Here is a 16,700-nt window from a genome sequence, read left to right as displayed (position 1 = left end):
AAATTACTCAATTTCTTACTTTAAATCTCACTTCATGCAATATCCGGGTTAGTTGGGTAAGTGAAAAAATACTTCCTGATTCTAAAGCAAAAAAAGAAGCGAAGTTATCTGAGGAAGAAGATATTTTTAAAGGGTTTTTCCCGGAAGTGAAAATTGATAATGATGGAGATGTCTTAGCCGTTAATAATGAACGGGGTTTTTTTGAAGCACGCAGTATTCCTACCGTAAAAGAAGATAAAGGCGTTAATTTAGGGACTATAGATAATGTCCTTAAAGAAGCAGAGATATTTATGTATAAGGGGGGATATTATTTGGTACATAACAATGATGAAGTTCTAAAGCCTTTTGTACAAAACTATCTTAACAAGTGTAAAAAGATTAATATAGTAGACGGTAAGATTACATTAGTGCAGCCGGATTTAGATAGTGTAAGGGATGCAGATGAGAAAATTGATATAATGCAAGCAAAATTAAATGATGCAAATGCTAAAAAGATTGCAATATATTTAGAAAGCGGCAGTAATAAATGGTATGCCTTAAGCAATTACGGTTCGAATAATAAAAATGTCAAGAAAGAAGAATTAACTAGTATCCTTAAGAAAGGTGAGGTAATTGCTCACAATAATGAATTTTATATATTACCAAAAAGTGTAAAAATGCCTTATGGATACAAGAAAATTGATATGGTAAACGGTAAGATTAATATAGTACAAACAGATTTAGAGAATATTGAAAAGGTAGCAATATATTTTGAGAAGGGGAGTGAAAAATGTTATGTCTTAAGTAATGGCGGCTCAAACGGCAAAAATATAAAAAAAGAAGAATTAAATATTATTCTTGAAGAATTTGAAATAATTGCTGTTAATAATGCATTCTATATATTTCCGAAAAATGCAAAATTGCCTGAGTCGTGTAAAAAAATCAGTATGGAAGGCGGTAAAATTAAAATAGTATCGGCAGGTTTAGATAATGCAGCTGTTAAAGTCGTTACCTCTATTGAGATAAAGCAACAAGATGAAGAGGAAGAAGAAGAGGAATATGAATATGAAGAAGATGAGGAAGAAGATGAGGGTTATAATTCTGACGGAGAAGAAAACGAGTATCTAATAAATGAAGTTATTGCCCAACCGATAAAATATGATAATATTCGTGAAAATGAGGATAGCGATTATTTCTCTTATGAAGTTCAGATACAAGGCGACGTGCCTGTGCCGGTTACCGAGCTTTAATAATTCCTTTTTTTTATATCCTAGCAGCTTAGGATATTCCAAGCTGTTGAGGACGTTGTTGCATGGATCAATTTTACCTCGTCATTGCGAGGAGGCATTGTTGCGTGGATCATAATTTACCGTATTATGGTTATTACAAGTATGGTGTCGTACCGTGGCTTGACCACGGTATCCAGAAAAAACCTTAATAAAAAGACTGGATGCCGTGATCAAGGAACTAGAATGACACCGAACGCTTTACAAAAATTCGATCCATGCAACAACGCCGTTGTTGAGTTGTAATAATTTCTTAAATTTATTCCTCTACGTCATTATTAATGCCCAGAAGTTCTAAAGCTTTATTATAAAGACATAAAACATAACTGTTATTTACTGTAGAATTTTGTGCATAATGGCTAAATATTTTTGCTATTTTTCTGGTATTAGTGATGTTATCCGTCAATATTTCGCCGCCAAATCCACGAGTTTCTCCGTAATAGACAAGTGTCTTACCAAATTTATCCGGTATATCAATTAATGTTGGTTTAGTTTTAAGTAGTATTTTAAATATTTCTATATTTGCTATACCTAAAACTGCCGAATGTAATACTGTCAAATTTTGACCAATTACTGCATCAATTGATTTCGGTTTTAGTTTTAAAATTTCTTCAACAAGTCCCTTTTCTCTGTGTTCTGCTGCTGTGTGTAGAATGTAAGGATGGTTTTCGAAAAAAGTTTCTATTGAATCTTTATCTTTATCCTTAATTAAAGTACGAAACTCTTCCAATATAAGAATATTATCTTTATATTTTATATTTTCCGGTTTATTTTCCGGTTCTTTAAATTCCGATAGCTCATCATCTTCTGAGCTTGGAGAATTTAACAATTGATTATTTTCCGGGTTTGCGGTCGATTGGTTTAAAGGTAGGATCGGTACGTGAGGTTTATTGCGCATTAATTCTCCTTAAATTTTAATTAATATAGGTATCTTAAAATTTAAGGGATTCTAAACTAAAGTAAAATATTATTATGATTAATTAGGTTGAATTTTTTATTTTAAAGTTGTTAATTTGACGCAGTTATTGCTCGCTAGCCCGGATATTGCATGAAGTGAGATTTAAAGTAAGAAATTGAGTAATTTATAATATTAGCAATGATACTTTTGTAAAAATTTTGCCAAAAAGTGCTTTGAAGCCGTTATTTTCAAATTTTAGATGTAATGCCCCTTACCCCATTTTTTCTAAGCACCGGGAACAGTGCTAATCTAGGTTATTCTAATGCTAATTTCTTCATCACATGATTCCATACCTGTCGGTAAGGATATGATGAAGATAACAAAAACTTAATACGCCTAGTATTACGGATAATTACTACCCCAATTTTTAATAATTTTAAACGTATTGTACCTATTTGTGCTTTTGCTAATGCACTACCTTGTAATAAATTACCTCTGATATATTCTACTAAAGTGTATGCAAGACCCGATAAAATCATTCTGAGCTGATTAGCCCACCATCTATGACAAGAAGTACGATCTGCAAATAATTCTAGTTGTTGCTCTTTTATACGGTTTTCCATATCACCACGACCACAGTAAACTTTGTCGTATAAATCTTCAGGTTTATCTGATAAATTAGTTACTATATACCTTGGATTTTCTCCAAGCATTGTCATTTCTGCCTTACCAATTATTCTACGTTCATGACTCCAACTACCAGCCTTATATGGAAACTCACTAAAAAGACGTTGCTTTTCTTGGGTTATAATAAATGCTGCTTTTGACTTCTCCATTGTAGGTTTCAGTAACTCATTTAGTCTGTTATTTTGGGGCATTCCTACAATATATTTTATATTATGAATATCACACCAATCAAACATCTGATGACGACAAAATCCACTATCACCACGAAAAATAATCTTTACCTCTGGCCAAGCTTGGCGAAAACGTTTTACTAACAATGATAATATTGCCCAAGAATGTTTTGCTTGATCCTGCTTTGACGTCCTAAGATAACTAACTAACAGATGCTTTCCACAAAAAACATACAAAGGTAAAAAGCAATTATGACCGTAATAACCATGATAAAACTTACCTTCCTGTTGCCCATGAATTTCATCATCCGTAGCATCAAAATCAAGTATTAGCTGCTTTGGTACTATTTTATGAGACTTAATAAATTTATCAAGCATTAGTTCATGCACTTTAATTGCAAAGTGTCTATCAGCATTGTTTTCTATACGACATAAGGTAGAACTACTTGCCATATCATCAATTGTTTCCATAGCTGTTTGCATAGCAGGACATTTTCGTAGATAATTGTGGTCATTTAAATCTTCATAACCTAATGCAATACCATAAATTCGTTGCCTCAGCATTGTTGCCATATTATGGGTAATTTTACTACCATCTCGTCTATCAGGAAATATTTTAGCAAGCTCCTCTGTTATACCAAGCCTTTTATCTGCTTCTCTTAATAACAACACACCTCCATCGCTACTAATATCACCTCCAGTGAAATTTATCTCTATTGTCCGATTTTTTACTTTGGAAAACTGGTAACTATATGCTATACAATTTGTCATGACAAAATCCTTTGTATTATTCTAATGAAATACCAGTATTATACAGCTTTACGAGGATTTTGTCTCCTATATCTCATGCAATATCCGGGCTAGGCAATGGCACTTGCATATATAGGATTTTTGGTGTCATACCAGCGAAAGCTGGTATCTAACTTACTAATTTTGTTATATTGTTAAGTAGATTCCCTCTTTCGAGGGAATGACACAAAGTGTAAAACCGATCCATGCAACAACACAGCTACAAGCCACGGTATGACATTGAAACCATTTTTCAGCCATGCAACAACGCTTGAGCGAGTTTGGAAAGAACTCTAATATTGAAAATAAACTTGAGATTGACCTTACCTGCAATGTATATATAATTAAAAGATTAGCTATAATTATATGACGCTACTTTTTAACTGCTTCTCTTATTATGCGAACCTAATTAATTCTTCTTACATTAATTATATTTATTTATATGTTTATTCAAACTGAAAATACTCCCAACCCAAATGCAATAAAATTTTTCCCCGGGTTACAGGTTAGTCCCGATCAACCGATATTTTTTAGTGATTTACTTGAGGTAAAAGGTAAAAGTAAATTAGCCGAATTATTATTTAGTATCGCTAATGTGAAATCGGTATTTTTCGGCAGTGATTTTATTACTATTACTAAACAGGATGAAGGCAATTGGCAGGTTTTAAAACCTGAAATTTTAATGACTATTATGGATCATTTTGTTGCCGGTTTTCCGGTATTTGAGGAATCAAATTTACCTGCGGATCATGCTGATAAATATAACAATGAAAATCTTTCCGAAATTGAAAAGCAAATTATAGAAATTATTGAAACTAGAGTTCGTCCTTCAGTTGCTATGGACGGCGGTGATATAGTCTATAAAGGATTTGAAAACGGTATAGTGAAATTAGAACTTCACGGATCATGTGCCGGTTGTCCGAGTTCTAGCATCACTTTAAAGAACGGCATCGAGTCAATGCTAAAGCACTTTATCCCGGAAGTCGAAGCGGTCGAGGCCGTGGAGGAGGGTTAAAGGTATCTAAATAAATTTGATGTTAATTTTTTTCGCACAAAAATATCTTACAAAGAAAAGCTACAAGAAAGCGATTTAATGTAATTCTCCATAAACTCCCAATCTGGTTCACCTTGAGAAGTTGCCGGTAGTTTGGTAGCTAATTTTTTGCAACCATTTAATCCAATTTTTCTTCCATAATTCCATTTATATTTTTCCTGATTCATAACTGTTGCTATAAATAAAGCTATATATTTATTAAATAACTTTTTACATTTTGGTATCAAGATTGTTACATCAGATGTTGGGACAAAAGGTATACTTTGATAATAAGTAGACATACCTATTTTGCTAACAGTTAAACAATTTTCATATATAGGTTCTAAGTCAGTAAACTCAATTACTCCATTATTATTTTCGCTTGCAGAGACTAGAGGGGTGTTTCCTTCTTCATATGATGATTCAAGGTGATGACGTTTGCCTGCTTTCATATCAAAAATATCTTCATAGTTAAAAATTTTCCATTTTTGAGTGTCTAATTCAATCTTTTTTTGATGGAAAGGTTTTTTTGATGGCATTTTTATTTTTTCAAGTACGCAATTAACATAAGAAGGTATACAATCTGGATGTGGCACAAGAATATGATCGATCGTTTTATTTGCTTCTCTACCATGAGAAGTATAGCGAAACCTATTTTTTGCAATTATGTAGCAATAGAAAAGTTTAACTTCTATTGTCATATTTTCATCTATTGAAGTGAGAACTTTAACATTTTGTGCAGTATAAAAAGGTTCTTGCTGTAAAAATGCACTTAAAAGATATTCTCCGCCAAGAGAAATTGTAATACATCCACTATTAAATGGGAGTATGTTATTAAACTTTAAAACTTTACATATTATCCCACAGTTTTTAGAGGTTCTGCTGACAAAATTGATACCATTTGTATCTTTAGCTTTTCCTAATTTATTTAGGTCAAATTGATTACCGTATTTAATAGAAAAAATTTCATTTAAAGGAACTAATTTATTCATTTTTAGAATTTAAAAATTGGAATGCTATATACTCTTTAATTGTTTTAATAAAATCATTTTCGTTTAAACTAGAATAATCTGTTTCCATATAAGCTTCTGCACACCACTCATCCTCGGCTGAAACGTGTTGTGTAACACTAAGGGCTGGTTGTGATTCTTTATTAATATATAAATTTAATATTTGCTCTTTTTTCTCTTGCCAAAAGCCTTTATCAATTCTTCCTTTATGTTTTCTTAATACATAACCGTCATCTTTTAAATACCCAAAAAATGTCTTTTTATTATTTGAATGTGGGCTATGTGCTTTGAAAATTAATATAGATGTTATTACTCCAACCGGATAAAATAAATCATTCGGCATTGAAAATACAGCTTCTAAAGTATGTTTTTCAAGTAACCTTTTTTTAACTTCTAAAACTTCTTTTTTATTCGAAACAACTGTAGACATTTGGCAAATTGCAACACAAATTCCATCCTTTACTAAGCATTCTAAAGTATTTTCTATAAATTCTAATTGTTCGTTCGCATTTCCGTCTTGATAAGGCGGGTTTAAAAAACCTTTATTAGATTCATATTTTTTAATTATTTCTTTGTTTTTTTGATCAAAGCAATTGCCATATAAAATATGGCTTTTTCCATCCCCTCTCATCATCATATTTGAACAAGCATGCGAAAACATATCTGGCCTTTTCTCAATTCCAATTAATTGATTTGATTTAATATTTTTTTGTTTGTCTATATCATTTCCTGCTTTTTTGACCATATAGTTCATTGCAGAAACTAAAAAACCTGCTGTCCCGCAACATGGATCAAAAACAATATCATCAACACTTAGTTCAGCTATATCACAAAAAAAATCTGTAATGTGAGAAGGGGTTAATACTAGACCGGTTTTCTTATCACTTCCGGCGTATCTTATAAATTGAGTATAAAATTTACCTAGTACGTCAAATCCACTTTCATTTATATGAGGTAAAATATCTTGATTAATCGATAAAATAAAATCTCTTAGTAATGTATTAACTTCATCTTTTTTAATTTTTTTATTATAAATTAAATCAGAATTAAAATCGCTATTGTTACTAAATTTTGAGTATTCTGATATTATAATTTCCCTTCTTTCCGGCTCTAAACCATTTTTCTTTAAAACACTCTCGCAGGCTAAAAGTAAAGCAGAGATTAATTCTTTGTTTGAAGTATAATATTTATAACTATTTAAAAAAGGGACGTGTTGTAACGCTACTAAGATGGCACTGATTAAAGTACATCTTTCAACTTCGGGAATGGAGTAATTATGTAAAAATCCATTATATTTTATCGCTTTAGTAATTAACTCTTCTTCTTTAAACGGTTTGGATTGTTCTTTAATGATATTTTCAACTTCTACCGATTTTAAAAGTATCCTATCTTGAATATTTTTGTAAGTGTAGTGCCGTTTTAACCACAAGAAAGTTGAAATTTTTTTGTCTCGTTCGTTTTCTCCACTAACGGCAAACGCTATAATATTAAACTCTTTACTTAAATAGGAAGCATATAACAAAACTCCATCAACGGCGTAATCTTTGTATTTTGTTCTATCTTTACTTTCGTGATAAACTGTAGTTGCTTTGCATTCTATAATAATTAAATTATCAGGATTGTTTTTAAAAGAGATAATAAATTCAGGTTTACCAACACCATCTCCACTTTTTGAAGCGTTTTGTAAGAGTTTATTTATTTGGGGATTTTGTGATTTTTGTTCTTCTACTAAAATATTTTGGTCATCGTAATAACCTTTTTCTCGCAAAAGATTTCTAACAATATTTTCAGTAATACGTTCATTTAGCATAAATACTCTGCTTCGCCAATAAATTACCCATATGGCTTAATGTCCTTGTTATCCATAGTAAGCTTTTCATCATTGGGTAACTTAGTAATTTTTCTTCTAAAATTATGAACATATTCTTAAATCAATCCCTCTTCTTCCTTAAAAAAGCAGGGATATCGTGGATATCCGATTCTGCTTTAGTGTCTTGGTCGGTTGAGGTAACTACAATATTCTTAGAGCGTTCCTGTGTTTGAGAATTTGGCGTTTTTAAAGAGTTCCACATTCTGCCGAATAGCGAAGGTTTTGGACTGTCTTCTACCGGTTTATTTGCCGTATTTACCGGCAAGATTTGGGTGCTTTCACTTAAATCTTGATTTAAAGAATCGATTATTTCTGCTTCTTCAGTATTATACCGGTTAAAATCAGGTATTTCTTCTATCTCTGTTGACGGTGGAATATTTTCGGTATTTTTACCTTCTCGAGATGTTAAAGCAGCTTCATCAGCTAAAGCTTTATGAGCTATTATTTTATCGGCATCAATGCCGGTTGCCACAACCGATACTCTGACGAGACCGTTTAATTCAGGGTTAAAGGTTGAGCCGAAAATAATATTTGCTTCTAAATTATCAACCTCTTCTCTAATTCTATTAGCGGCGTTATCAACTTCAAATAAAGTCATATCGGAGCCGCTAATGTTAATTAATACCGCTTTAGCACCTCGCATTGAACTGTGGTCAAGTAAAGGGTTAGAGATCGCCGCTTCTGCCGCCTTAATGGCTCTGTCCTCACCGTTTGCTTCGCCTGTACCCATCATTGCTTTACCCATTTCGCTCATTATGGCTCTAATGTCGGCAAAATCAAGGTTAATAATTCCGGGCATAATCATTAAATCCGTTATACCTCTGACGCCTGCATGAAGTACGTCATCTGCCATTTTGAAGGCGTCGGAAAATGTCGTTTGCTCATTTGCTATGCGAAATAAATTTTGATTCGGTATAACAATTAAAGTATCGACGAATTGCTGTAATTCTATCAGCCCTTTATCAGCTGTTTTCATACGATGACCGCCTTCAAAATGAAAGGGTTTGGTCACTACCCCGACAGTAAGGATACCTAATTCCTTAGCAATTTGGGCAATAATAGGTGAAGCACCTGTACCTGTACCGCCGCCCATACCGGCAGTGATAAATACCATGTTGCTACCTTCTAGATAGCTACGAATTTCATCTCCTGATTCTTGGGCAGCAAGTGCACCGACTTCCGGTGATGCTCCTGCTCCAAGACCTCTAGTAGTTGTGACTCCTAGCTGGATTTTATTATTACATAAAGAATGTTCAAGCGATTGAGCATCGGTATTAGCTACCACAAAGTTAGCACCTTGTAGTTTATCGTTGATCATATTATTTACTGCATTGCTGCCGGCACCGCCGACGCCGAAAACCGTAATAACCGGCTTAAGTACTATATTTTCCGGTGCTTTAATGCTTAGAGCCATGATAATTTTTACCTAAATAAAGTATTTTTGCTTAAGTATAATAAAAATTAAGTGATATTGCCATAGTCTTTTATAAAAAATGCGGATTATTTTCTTTTAATAAAGGTACACCGTTATTATGACATGCTTTGATTAATGCTTTATCGTTAGTAGCTATAGGAAGTCCCTCATGCATGGCAGTTAGCAAATAAGTTGCATCATATGCAGTAAGATTATTGCTTCTTGCCGCTTGGATAATTTCATGTATGGAAAAATTAAAATTTGATATGTTAAGAGGTAGAGAATTATATAAATCTATAAATTTAACGGTATCGGCTATATATAATCTATTACGTTTTTCTGATACTAATAGTGTATTAGTTATTTCAAGTTTCCAAAGAGAAGGTACTGTAGCTCCGTGCTTCATACAATAATTTAACACGAATTTTGAATAGTCATTATTTTCATCTTCAAAACACCATGTTATAGCTACAGAACAATCTAATATAAAAGAAGGATTATTCATCTTCTACCTTCATCTCTAAGCTCTTTAATAGTATAAGGTGCTAATGTCTTGCCTTTACTAAATTCAGCAAATTTTTCCACAATATTCTCTATTTTAGGTCTTTCTGTTATAGGTATCAGCTTTGCAACCGGCGTATTATGTTTACAGATGGTAATTTGTTCGCCGTCTTGTACACGTTGTATAAGATTTGAGAAATGAGTTTTTGCTTCAAATAAATTAATTTGATTAGGTAGATGTTGTTTCATATAGATAATATAATAAATTAAACTAGTCTTATGCTAGTCTATCTTTATTTCTTAATATTGTCAACCATATTTTCCGCTACTACTATTTTATCAAACTCCTCTGCCGATAAGAGTCCTAATTGCAGTGCTGCCTGTTTTAATGTGATTCCTTGTCTATAAGCTTCTTTAGCAATTTTTGCTGCATTATCATAACCGATATGAGGATTAAGAGCGGTCACCAGCATAAGGGATTGTTCACGTAAATTATTAATCCGTTCTATATTAGGTTCAAGTCCTTTTATACAATGCGAGACAAAGCTATTAATGCTATCTGAGAGTAACTCGATAGATTGGAGAATATTATAGATTATAACCGGTTTGAAAACATTAAGTTCAAGATGACCGTTTGAGCCGGCAATCGTCACGGTTACGTGATTACCCATTACTTGCGTACAGACCATTGTTAAAGCTTCGACTTGCGTTGGGTTAACTTTGCCGGGCATGATAGAGGAACCCGGTTCGTTTTCCGGTAGATGTAACTCACCGAAGCCGCATCTTGGACCAGAGCCGAGCAGTCTTATATCATTGGCTATTTTCATTAAGCTCACTGCAATAGTATTAAGTGTGCCGGAAAATTCCACTAATGCATCATGTGTGGCTAGTGCTTCAAATTTGTTGGGGGCGGTTTTAAAAGGATATTTAGTATGCTGTGCTACTTTTTCGGCAAATTTTATGTCAAATCCTGCCGGTGAATTTATACCGGTACCGACTGCCGTTCCACCTTGTGCAAGCAAATAAACTTTTTTAAGCGCATCTTCTATTCGCTCTAATGCATAAGCAATTTGAGTAATATAGCCGGAAAATTCTTGTTTTAAGGTTATAGGAGTAGCATCTTGTAGGTGGGTACGTCCTATTTTAATTATATGTTGCCAATTTTGTGATTTACCTTGCAAGCTAGTTAATAAATTTGTAAGTGCCGGTATTAGCTGCTCTTTCGTTGCAAGTACGGTTGCTATATGCATAGCGGTTGGGAAAGAGTCATTTGACGATTGCCCTTTATTGACGTGGTCGTTAGGATGTACAGGGGATTTACCGCCTTTCTTGCCGGTTAATTCTTCGTTAGCAATAGAGGCTATTACCTCATTCATATTCATATTAGTTTGCGTACCCGATCCCGTTTGCCATATTACTAGCGGAAAATTGTCGCTAAATTCACCGTTTAAAATTCTATCTACAGCTCTATCTATTGTACTTGCTATTTTAGGTTCAAGGCTACCTAATTCTTGATTGACCATTGCAGCACATTTTTTTAAAATCGCTAAAGAGCGAATTAAAATCAAAGGCATTTTCTGCTCGCCTATCTTAAAATTTTCTAAAGATCTTTGAGTTTGTGCCCCCCAATAAAATTGATCGTCTATTTTAACTTCACCGAATGAATCTGTTTCCGTCCTATAATTTTTCATATGTAATGTATAATTTAATTTTCTCGTGAAAATGATCGCTTATTGCTTCTAATCCTAGTTGTTTACATAATTTTGCAAAACTATAATATAATTTATCCTTTAAGGAAGAAGTTGCTAAGTTATTAGAAATAAAAGCTAAAGTGTTATCTAGCATAATATCATGGTTAAAATTATAAAATTTCTGCCATTGGTGTATGTCTCGGTCGGTAGATAAATCATTGCTCGGATAGGCTATATTTTCAATTATTGCCTTACCTCGATAGATATCAAACGTTATTTCGTTAATTAAATTTTTGTTTTTTAAATTATTAATTACATCATCAAGAAATTTACCGAGTATTTCTTTAGTAATTTCTTTTTCTTTTAACTCTTTTATAAACTTATCTAACTGCTTTTCAAAAATTTCAATAATTTTTTTATTTCGTTCTACGTTTTTCGGCATGACGCACTCATTATTTAGTTTATTATAAAAAGTTATGAGTTTGTATAAAGCTGTATTTTGCACTCAATTATAATATGATACTTAAATAAGCTATTTAAGTATCATATTATAGTAGACTACTCTTTTCCTGTTAAGTAAATAAAAAATGAACAAAACATAATATTTTATTTACTTAGGATGTTTTGTATATAACAAATGAAAAATTATAGAAGCGGCATTTGATACGTTAAGGCTTTCTACCTTATTGGAAATAGGTATTTTTACTAAATAGTCGCATGTTTCTCTAACTAGCCTTCTCATTCCTTTATCTTCCGAGCCGAGTACGACGACGATTTTATCCGAAAATAAATTATCGTTAAAAGAATTTACTCCTCCCGAGTCAAGCCCGATAATCCAAAAGCCTTGTTTTTTAAGATATTCCATAGAGATACGTAAATTAGTAACTTTTATAACTTGTACTAGCTCCAAACTACCTGAAGCCGCTTTAGCCATCATCGCATTTTCATCCGGAGCATTATCTGCCGGTAATATTACGGTATTAATTCCAAAGGCGGCGGCACTACGAATAATTGCACCGATATTTTGAGGGTCGGTTACTTGGTCAAGAATTGCAATTCTACAATTCGGATTATTGACGTCGATATCTTCGATATTATTAGAAAAAATAGTCTTAACTTTAGCTGCTATTCCTTGATGAATATGGCTTGGTTCTAAAAGTTTAGATAAAAAATCGTTAGTAATAATTTTATAAGGGTAAAGGCTTATTAATTCCTTGTTAGCATTAAAAATATCAGAGGTACAAAAGACGCTTTCAATTTGACGTTTTGGATTTCTAAGAGCTGAATATACAGGGTGTTTGCCGTAAAGATAATAAAAATTTTTAGAGTTAGGCTCTTTATTTCTCATGTTATTAAAAACCTAGAGTAATTTGTTCTTGACACAAACTACTATTTATTATAGAAACTTACAACTAAATAAACGTGCTAGCTGCTGTTTGTTTATTTGATGATTCGGCAAAAGATTTTATTAAATCCTATACTAATTTCTATTGTACTTTACAGTGAATTAGTCTATTTAATACAGTAGTCTTTGTAGGAGGGGTGGCCGAGTGGTCAATGGCAGCAGACTGTAAATCTGCCCGCGTAAGCGTACGAAGGTTCAAATCCTTCTCCCTCCACCACACTAAATGGTTCGGAGAAGCGTGCGGGTGTAGTTCAATGGTAGAACTCCAGCCTTCCAAGCTGGTTGCGTGGGTTCGATTCCCATCACCCGCTCCAGATATTTAGTAATAAAGTTTGTGAAGATTTAGCAAGATAAATAAATATGCACTTTAAAAATCAGTTTGTATTAAACCTAAAAAATTGTAGAGAGTAAATAATATGGCAAAAGCAAAGTTTGAAAGAAACAAACCACATGTTAATATAGGTACTATCGGTCACGTAGATCACGGTAAAACTTCTTTAACGGCGGCAATAACAATAGTGCTTTCCAAAGAAGGCGGAGCAAAGGCGACAGCTTATGATCAAATCGATGCGGCTCCTGAAGAGAAGGAGAGAGGTATAACAATCTCTACTGCACATGTGGAATATGAAACTAAGGCTAGGCATTATGCTCACGTTGATTGTCCAGGACATGCCGACTATGTAAAAAATATGATAACGGGTGCCGCTCAAATGGATGGAGCGATACTTGTTGTTTCTGCTGCTGACGGTCCAATGCCTCAAACCAGAGAACATATATTGTTAGCTAAGCAAGTAGGCGTTCCGGCTATGGTCGTCTTTTTAAATAAAGTAGATATGGTCGATGATCCTGAATTACTAGAATTAGTTGAAATGGAAGTAAGAGAGTTATTATCAAAATACGGTTTTCCCGGAGATGATATACCTTTTATTAAAGGTTCTGCACTTCAAGCGTTAGAAGGTAAGCCTGAAGGGGAAAAAGCTATTCATGAATTAATGGATGCCGTAGATAGCTATATTCCTCAGCCGAAAAGAGAAACTGAAAAGCCGTTCTTAATGCCGATAGAAGATGTATTTTCTATCTCCGGAAGAGGTACTGTTGTAACCGGTAGGATTGAAGCCGGTATAGTAAAAGTCGGTGATTCTATAGAAATCGTCGGTATGAAAGAAACCCAAACAACTACTTGTACCGGTGTTGAAATGTTTAGAAAACTTCTTGATAGCGGAGAAGCAGGGGATAATGTCGGTATATTACTACGCGGTACAAAAAGAGAGGAAGTTCAAAGAGGGCAAGTACTGGCGAAGCCCGGTAGTATAACTCCGCATGATGAATTTGAAGCCGAAGTATATGTGCTTACCAAAGATGAAGGTGGGCGTCATACCCCGTTTGCTAATAATTATCGTCCACAATTTTATTTTAGAACAACGGACGTAACCGGTGAAATAACCTTGAAAGACGGTAAAGCAATGGTTATGCCTGGTGATAATGCAAATCTAATCGTAAAGTTGATTGTTCCGATAGCTATGCAGGAAGGTCTGCGTTTTGCTATTCGTGAAGGCGGTAGAACGGTTGGAGCAGGCGTTGTATCAAAAATTATAAAATAACTTGTTTTATAAATGCCTATTATCTTGTATAATGGGCATTTATTATTTTGAGATATAGCAAACATATTTTAATAATATTGTTTTGAATAATCTTGCTGTTTGTAAATAAGGTTTACTAAATGAAAAATAGTCAAAAAATCAAAATTCGTTTAAAGTCATTTGATCATCGTATTCTTGATCAAGCTACGAAAGAAATAGTCGGTGCTGTTAAAAGAACCGGTGCTGATGTTAGCGGACCTATTCCTCTACCTAGAATGATTGAAAGATTTACCGTAAATAGATCTCCTCACGTACATATAAAGTCAAGGGAACAATTCGAGATTAGAACCCAAAAAAGATTGCTTATTATAAGCTATCCAACGCCGCAAACCGTTGATGCTTTAAAGAAAGTTGATTTGCCTGCCGGTATTGATGTTGAGATTAAATTAGAGAGTGGGGAGTAATGAGAACTGGTATAATCGCCCAAAAAATCGGTATGACTTCAGTATTTAATGAAAAGGGAGAGCGGGTTACTCTTACCTTAGTAAAGGTTGATAACTGTCAAGTTGTTGGGCATAAAACTGAAGAAAAACATGGCTATAATGCTATAGTTATCGGCGTAAAAGATAAAAAAATATCGAGAGTAACTAAGCCTCTAAAGCAAATATTTGCGAATGCTAAAGTACCGCCTAAAGTTAAATTAAAAGAATTTAGAGTTTCTAAAGACAATTTTATTGATATAGCTGCTAATTTAGAAGTGGATCATTTTACCGCCGGTCAATTTATTGACGTGTCTGGAACTACTATAGGTAAAGGATTTGCCGGTAGTATGAAAAGACATAATTTTAGAGGGCTTGAGGCTTCTCACGGTGTGTCGATATCTCATCGTTCTCATGGTTCTACCGGTGGAAGACAAGACCCGGGTAAAGTTTTTAAGGGGAAGAAAATGGCCGGACATATGGGATGTCAAAAAATTACTATTCAGAATCTAAAAATATTCGGAGTTGATAAAGAGCGTAGCGTTATCATGATTAGCGGCAGTATTCCTGGTTCTAAAGGTTCTTATCTTTGCATTAAAGATGCAATAAAAAAGGCATCAATAACGATATAAATTTAAGAGAATAGTTAAAAATTACTGTGTAATTGATAAGCACAGTGAAGTAATTTAAATGTCGTTCAATAAGGCGTATGGCGTTGTTGTGTGGCTCAAAAAATGGTTTCAATGTCATACCGTGGCTTGATCGGCGTTGTTGCATGGATCGAATTTTTGATGTCATTCCCGCGAAGGCGGGAATCCAGAAAATATTTAAGCGAATTATATAGTAAATTTTCATATATATTTTGCTTATTTTAAGTGTTTTTTCTGGATTCCCGCCTTCGCGGGAATGACATACGGCACTTTTTTAGAGCCATACAACAGCCATTATTTACTCGTAATTACGGTTAGAAGATATATAGGTTAAACAAATATGAAGACTAAAATATTAAATCTTGCAAATGAAGAAGTAGGCGAGATTAATTTAGATAAAGATATATTTGCTTTGGAATTTATCAGAGAAGATATTATAAAGCTTGTTGTTGATTGGCAACGTGTTAAGGCGATGTCCGGCACTCACCAAACTAAAACGGTATCAGGGGTATCCGGTACTACAAAAAAACCGTTTAAGCAAAAAGGTACGGGTAACGCAAGGCAAGGCTCACTCAGGTCTGCTCAAATGCGTGGCGGTGGCGTAGCTCACGGTCCGGTATCAAGAAGCCATGCAACAAAATTGCCTAAAAAAGTTAGAAAGCTTGGGTTGATGCACGCTTTATCAGGAAAATTAGCTGAAGGAAAATTATTAGTAATAAATTCTTTAAAGCTAGATGAGCCGAAAACTTCTATCCTTGCAAATATATTAAGTAAATTTCAAGGAAAAAGCTTTTTTGTAATTGACGGAAATGAGGTTGACGTTAATTTTTCCTTAGCGGCAAAAAATATTCATAATACAATAGTAGTTCCGCAAATAGGTGCAAATGTTTACGATATAATACGTCATGAATATGTGTTGATATCACAAGAGGCGGTTGATGTTTTAGAAAAGAGGTTAAAATGAATTCTTATAAACATTACGATTTAATTAGAAGACCGGTTATAACAGAAAAAACTACCGCTCTTTCTGAACAAAATAAATTTACTTTTTATGTAGATCAAATCGCTAAAAAAGCCTCTGTTAAAAAAGCTATTGAAGAAATATTTAAAGTGAAAGTTAAAAAAGTCAATATTTTAAATGTGAAGGGTAAAAAGAAAAGATTTAAAGGGTTTAACGGATGTCAATCTGATAAGAAGAAAGCTATTGTGACATTAGAAAAAGATCATACTATTGATTTTACTGGAGGAATTAAATAAA

The 16,700-nt window shown here is 33.6% G+C and carries 18 protein-coding genes, 2 tRNA genes and 2 pseudogenes; 10 read left to right on the top strand and 12 right to left on the bottom strand.

Features of this window, described 5'->3' with window-relative positions; all coding sequences use genetic code 11:
- Positions 1 to 146 precede the first annotated feature (146 nt).
- Both AAGD48_RS06970 and AAGD48_RS06965 read left to right on the top strand, forming a co-directional pair.
- Positions 147 to 1,229, top strand: coding sequence for a hypothetical protein (locus tag AAGD48_RS06970; RefSeq protein ID WP_341789540.1), 1,083 nt, complete (start codon positions 147 to 149; stop codon positions 1,227 to 1,229).
- Positions 1,230 to 1,355: 126 nt separating this feature from the next.
- Positions 1,356 to 1,511 (top strand): hypothetical protein, encoded by a 156-nt coding sequence (locus AAGD48_RS06965; protein ID WP_341789539.1) that lies wholly within the window; start codon positions 1,356 to 1,358, stop codon positions 1,509 to 1,511.
- A gap of 13 nt (positions 1,512 to 1,524) precedes the next feature.
- Here the strand turns inward: AAGD48_RS06965 and AAGD48_RS06960 are convergent, their stop codons facing one another.
- Both AAGD48_RS06960 and AAGD48_RS06955 read right to left on the bottom strand, forming a co-directional pair.
- The gene (locus AAGD48_RS06960; protein WP_341789538.1) at positions 1,525 to 2,163 is read right to left on the bottom strand and encodes an ankyrin repeat domain-containing protein; all 639 of its coding nucleotides are present in this window, start codon (positions 2,161 to 2,163) and stop codon (positions 1,525 to 1,527) included.
- Positions 2,164 to 2,477: 314 nt separating this feature from the next.
- A complete protein-coding gene (locus AAGD48_RS06955) occupies positions 2,478 to 3,791 on the bottom strand; it encodes an IS1380 family transposase (RefSeq protein WP_341789277.1) in 1,314 nt (437 codons plus the stop codon).
- Positions 3,792 to 4,251: 460 nt separating this feature from the next.
- Between AAGD48_RS06955 and AAGD48_RS06950 the strand changes: the two genes are divergently transcribed.
- The gene (locus AAGD48_RS06950; protein WP_341789537.1) at positions 4,252 to 4,824 is read left to right on the top strand and encodes a NifU family protein; all 573 of its coding nucleotides are present in this window, start codon (positions 4,252 to 4,254) and stop codon (positions 4,822 to 4,824) included.
- A gap of 47 nt (positions 4,825 to 4,871) precedes the next feature.
- Here the strand turns inward: AAGD48_RS06950 and AAGD48_RS06945 are convergent, their stop codons facing one another.
- The 9 genes and pseudogenes from AAGD48_RS06945 to rlmB all read right to left on the bottom strand — a co-directional run bounded on the left by AAGD48_RS06945 (position 4,872) and on the right by rlmB (position 12,676).
- The gene (locus tag AAGD48_RS06945; protein WP_341789536.1) at positions 4,872 to 5,834 is read right to left on the bottom strand and encodes a restriction endonuclease subunit S; all 963 of its coding nucleotides are present in this window, start codon (positions 5,832 to 5,834) and stop codon (positions 4,872 to 4,874) included.
- On the bottom strand, positions 5,827 to 7,662 hold the full coding sequence (locus AAGD48_RS06940; RefSeq protein WP_341789535.1) for a class I SAM-dependent DNA methyltransferase: 1,836 nt from the start codon (positions 7,660 to 7,662) through the stop codon (positions 5,827 to 5,829). Before AAGD48_RS06940 ends, AAGD48_RS06945 begins: the two co-directional genes overlap by 8 nt.
- Positions 7,663 to 7,783: 121 nt before the next feature.
- Positions 7,784 to 8,089 (bottom strand): annotated as a pseudogene (locus AAGD48_RS10660) (cell division protein FtsZ); the annotation flags it as partial.
- A 71-nt stretch (positions 8,090 to 8,160) separates the two neighbouring features.
- A pseudogene (gene ftsZ / locus AAGD48_RS06935) lies at positions 8,161 to 9,136 on the bottom strand (cell division protein FtsZ); the annotation flags it as partial.
- Positions 9,137 to 9,206: 70 nt separating this feature from the next.
- Positions 9,207 to 9,641, bottom strand: coding sequence for a type II toxin-antitoxin system VapC family toxin (locus AAGD48_RS06930; protein WP_341789533.1), 435 nt, complete (start codon positions 9,639 to 9,641; stop codon positions 9,207 to 9,209).
- Complete coding sequence (locus AAGD48_RS06925) at positions 9,638 to 9,886, bottom strand: type II toxin-antitoxin system Phd/YefM family antitoxin (RefSeq protein ID WP_341789532.1); 249 nt, start codon at positions 9,884 to 9,886, stop codon at positions 9,638 to 9,640. The genes AAGD48_RS06930 and AAGD48_RS06925 overlap by 4 nt, the downstream gene beginning before the upstream one ends.
- Positions 9,887 to 9,930: 44 nt before the next feature.
- Positions 9,931 to 11,328 (bottom strand): class II fumarate hydratase, encoded by a 1,398-nt coding sequence (gene fumC / locus AAGD48_RS06920; protein ID WP_341789531.1) that lies wholly within the window; start codon positions 11,326 to 11,328, stop codon positions 9,931 to 9,933.
- Positions 11,315 to 11,770, bottom strand: a complete 456-nt coding sequence (locus AAGD48_RS06915) for a hypothetical protein (protein ID WP_341789530.1) — start codon at positions 11,768 to 11,770, stop codon at positions 11,315 to 11,317. The genes fumC and AAGD48_RS06915 overlap by 14 nt, the downstream gene beginning before the upstream one ends.
- 168 nt (positions 11,771 to 11,938) lie before the next feature.
- Positions 11,939 to 12,676 carry a 23S rRNA (guanosine(2251)-2'-O)-methyltransferase RlmB gene (gene rlmB / locus AAGD48_RS06910; RefSeq protein ID WP_341789529.1) on the bottom strand — a complete coding sequence of 246 codons (738 nt, stop codon included), beginning with the start codon at positions 12,674 to 12,676 and terminating at the stop codon, positions 11,939 to 11,941.
- Positions 12,677 to 12,864: 188 nt separating this feature from the next.
- On the opposite strand from rlmB, the gene AAGD48_RS06905 reads away from it, so the two are divergent.
- From AAGD48_RS06905 to rplC, 5 genes are all read left to right on the top strand, one after another.
- Positions 12,865 to 12,950 (top strand) — tRNA-Tyr (locus tag AAGD48_RS06905).
- Positions 12,951 to 12,973: 23 nt separating this feature from the next.
- A tRNA-Gly gene (locus tag AAGD48_RS06900) sits at positions 12,974 to 13,047 on the top strand.
- 102 nt (positions 13,048 to 13,149) lie between these two features.
- On the top strand, positions 13,150 to 14,334 hold the full coding sequence (gene tuf / locus AAGD48_RS06895) for an elongation factor Tu (RefSeq protein WP_341789528.1): 1,185 nt from the start codon (positions 13,150 to 13,152) through the stop codon (positions 14,332 to 14,334).
- A gap of 119 nt (positions 14,335 to 14,453) precedes the next feature.
- Positions 14,454 to 14,777: a 30S ribosomal protein S10 gene (rpsJ, locus tag AAGD48_RS06890; protein ID WP_341789527.1), complete on the top strand. Its 324-nt coding sequence runs from the start codon at positions 14,454 to 14,456 to the stop codon at positions 14,775 to 14,777.
- The gene (rplC, locus tag AAGD48_RS06885) at positions 14,777 to 15,424 is read left to right on the top strand and encodes a 50S ribosomal protein L3 (RefSeq protein WP_341789526.1); all 648 of its coding nucleotides are present in this window, start codon (positions 14,777 to 14,779) and stop codon (positions 15,422 to 15,424) included. Before rpsJ ends, rplC begins: the two co-directional genes overlap by 1 nt.
- On the opposite strand, the gene AAGD48_RS06880 is transcribed toward rplC, so the two are convergent.
- Complete coding sequence (locus tag AAGD48_RS06880) at positions 15,387 to 15,590, bottom strand: hypothetical protein (protein ID WP_341789525.1); 204 nt, start codon at positions 15,588 to 15,590, stop codon at positions 15,387 to 15,389. The genes rplC and AAGD48_RS06880 overlap by 38 nt on opposite strands.
- Before the next feature lie 192 nt (positions 15,591 to 15,782).
- Here AAGD48_RS06880 and rplD point away from each other — a divergent pair, with 192 nt between their 5' ends.
- Complete coding sequence (gene rplD / locus AAGD48_RS06875; protein ID WP_341789524.1) at positions 15,783 to 16,406, top strand: 50S ribosomal protein L4; 624 nt, start codon at positions 15,783 to 15,785, stop codon at positions 16,404 to 16,406.
- Positions 16,403 to 16,699: a 50S ribosomal protein L23 gene (rplW, locus tag AAGD48_RS06870; protein WP_341789523.1), complete on the top strand. Its 297-nt coding sequence runs from the start codon at positions 16,403 to 16,405 to the stop codon at positions 16,697 to 16,699. Before rplD ends, rplW begins: the two co-directional genes overlap by 4 nt.
- Position 16,700: the final 1 nt, after the last annotated feature.

The sequence above is a fragment of the Rickettsia endosymbiont of Polydrusus tereticollis genome, from assembly GCF_964026385.1.
Taxonomy (GTDB): domain Bacteria; phylum Pseudomonadota; class Alphaproteobacteria; order Rickettsiales; family Rickettsiaceae; genus Rickettsia.
This window is presented reverse-complemented; position numbering and strand designations above follow the sequence as displayed.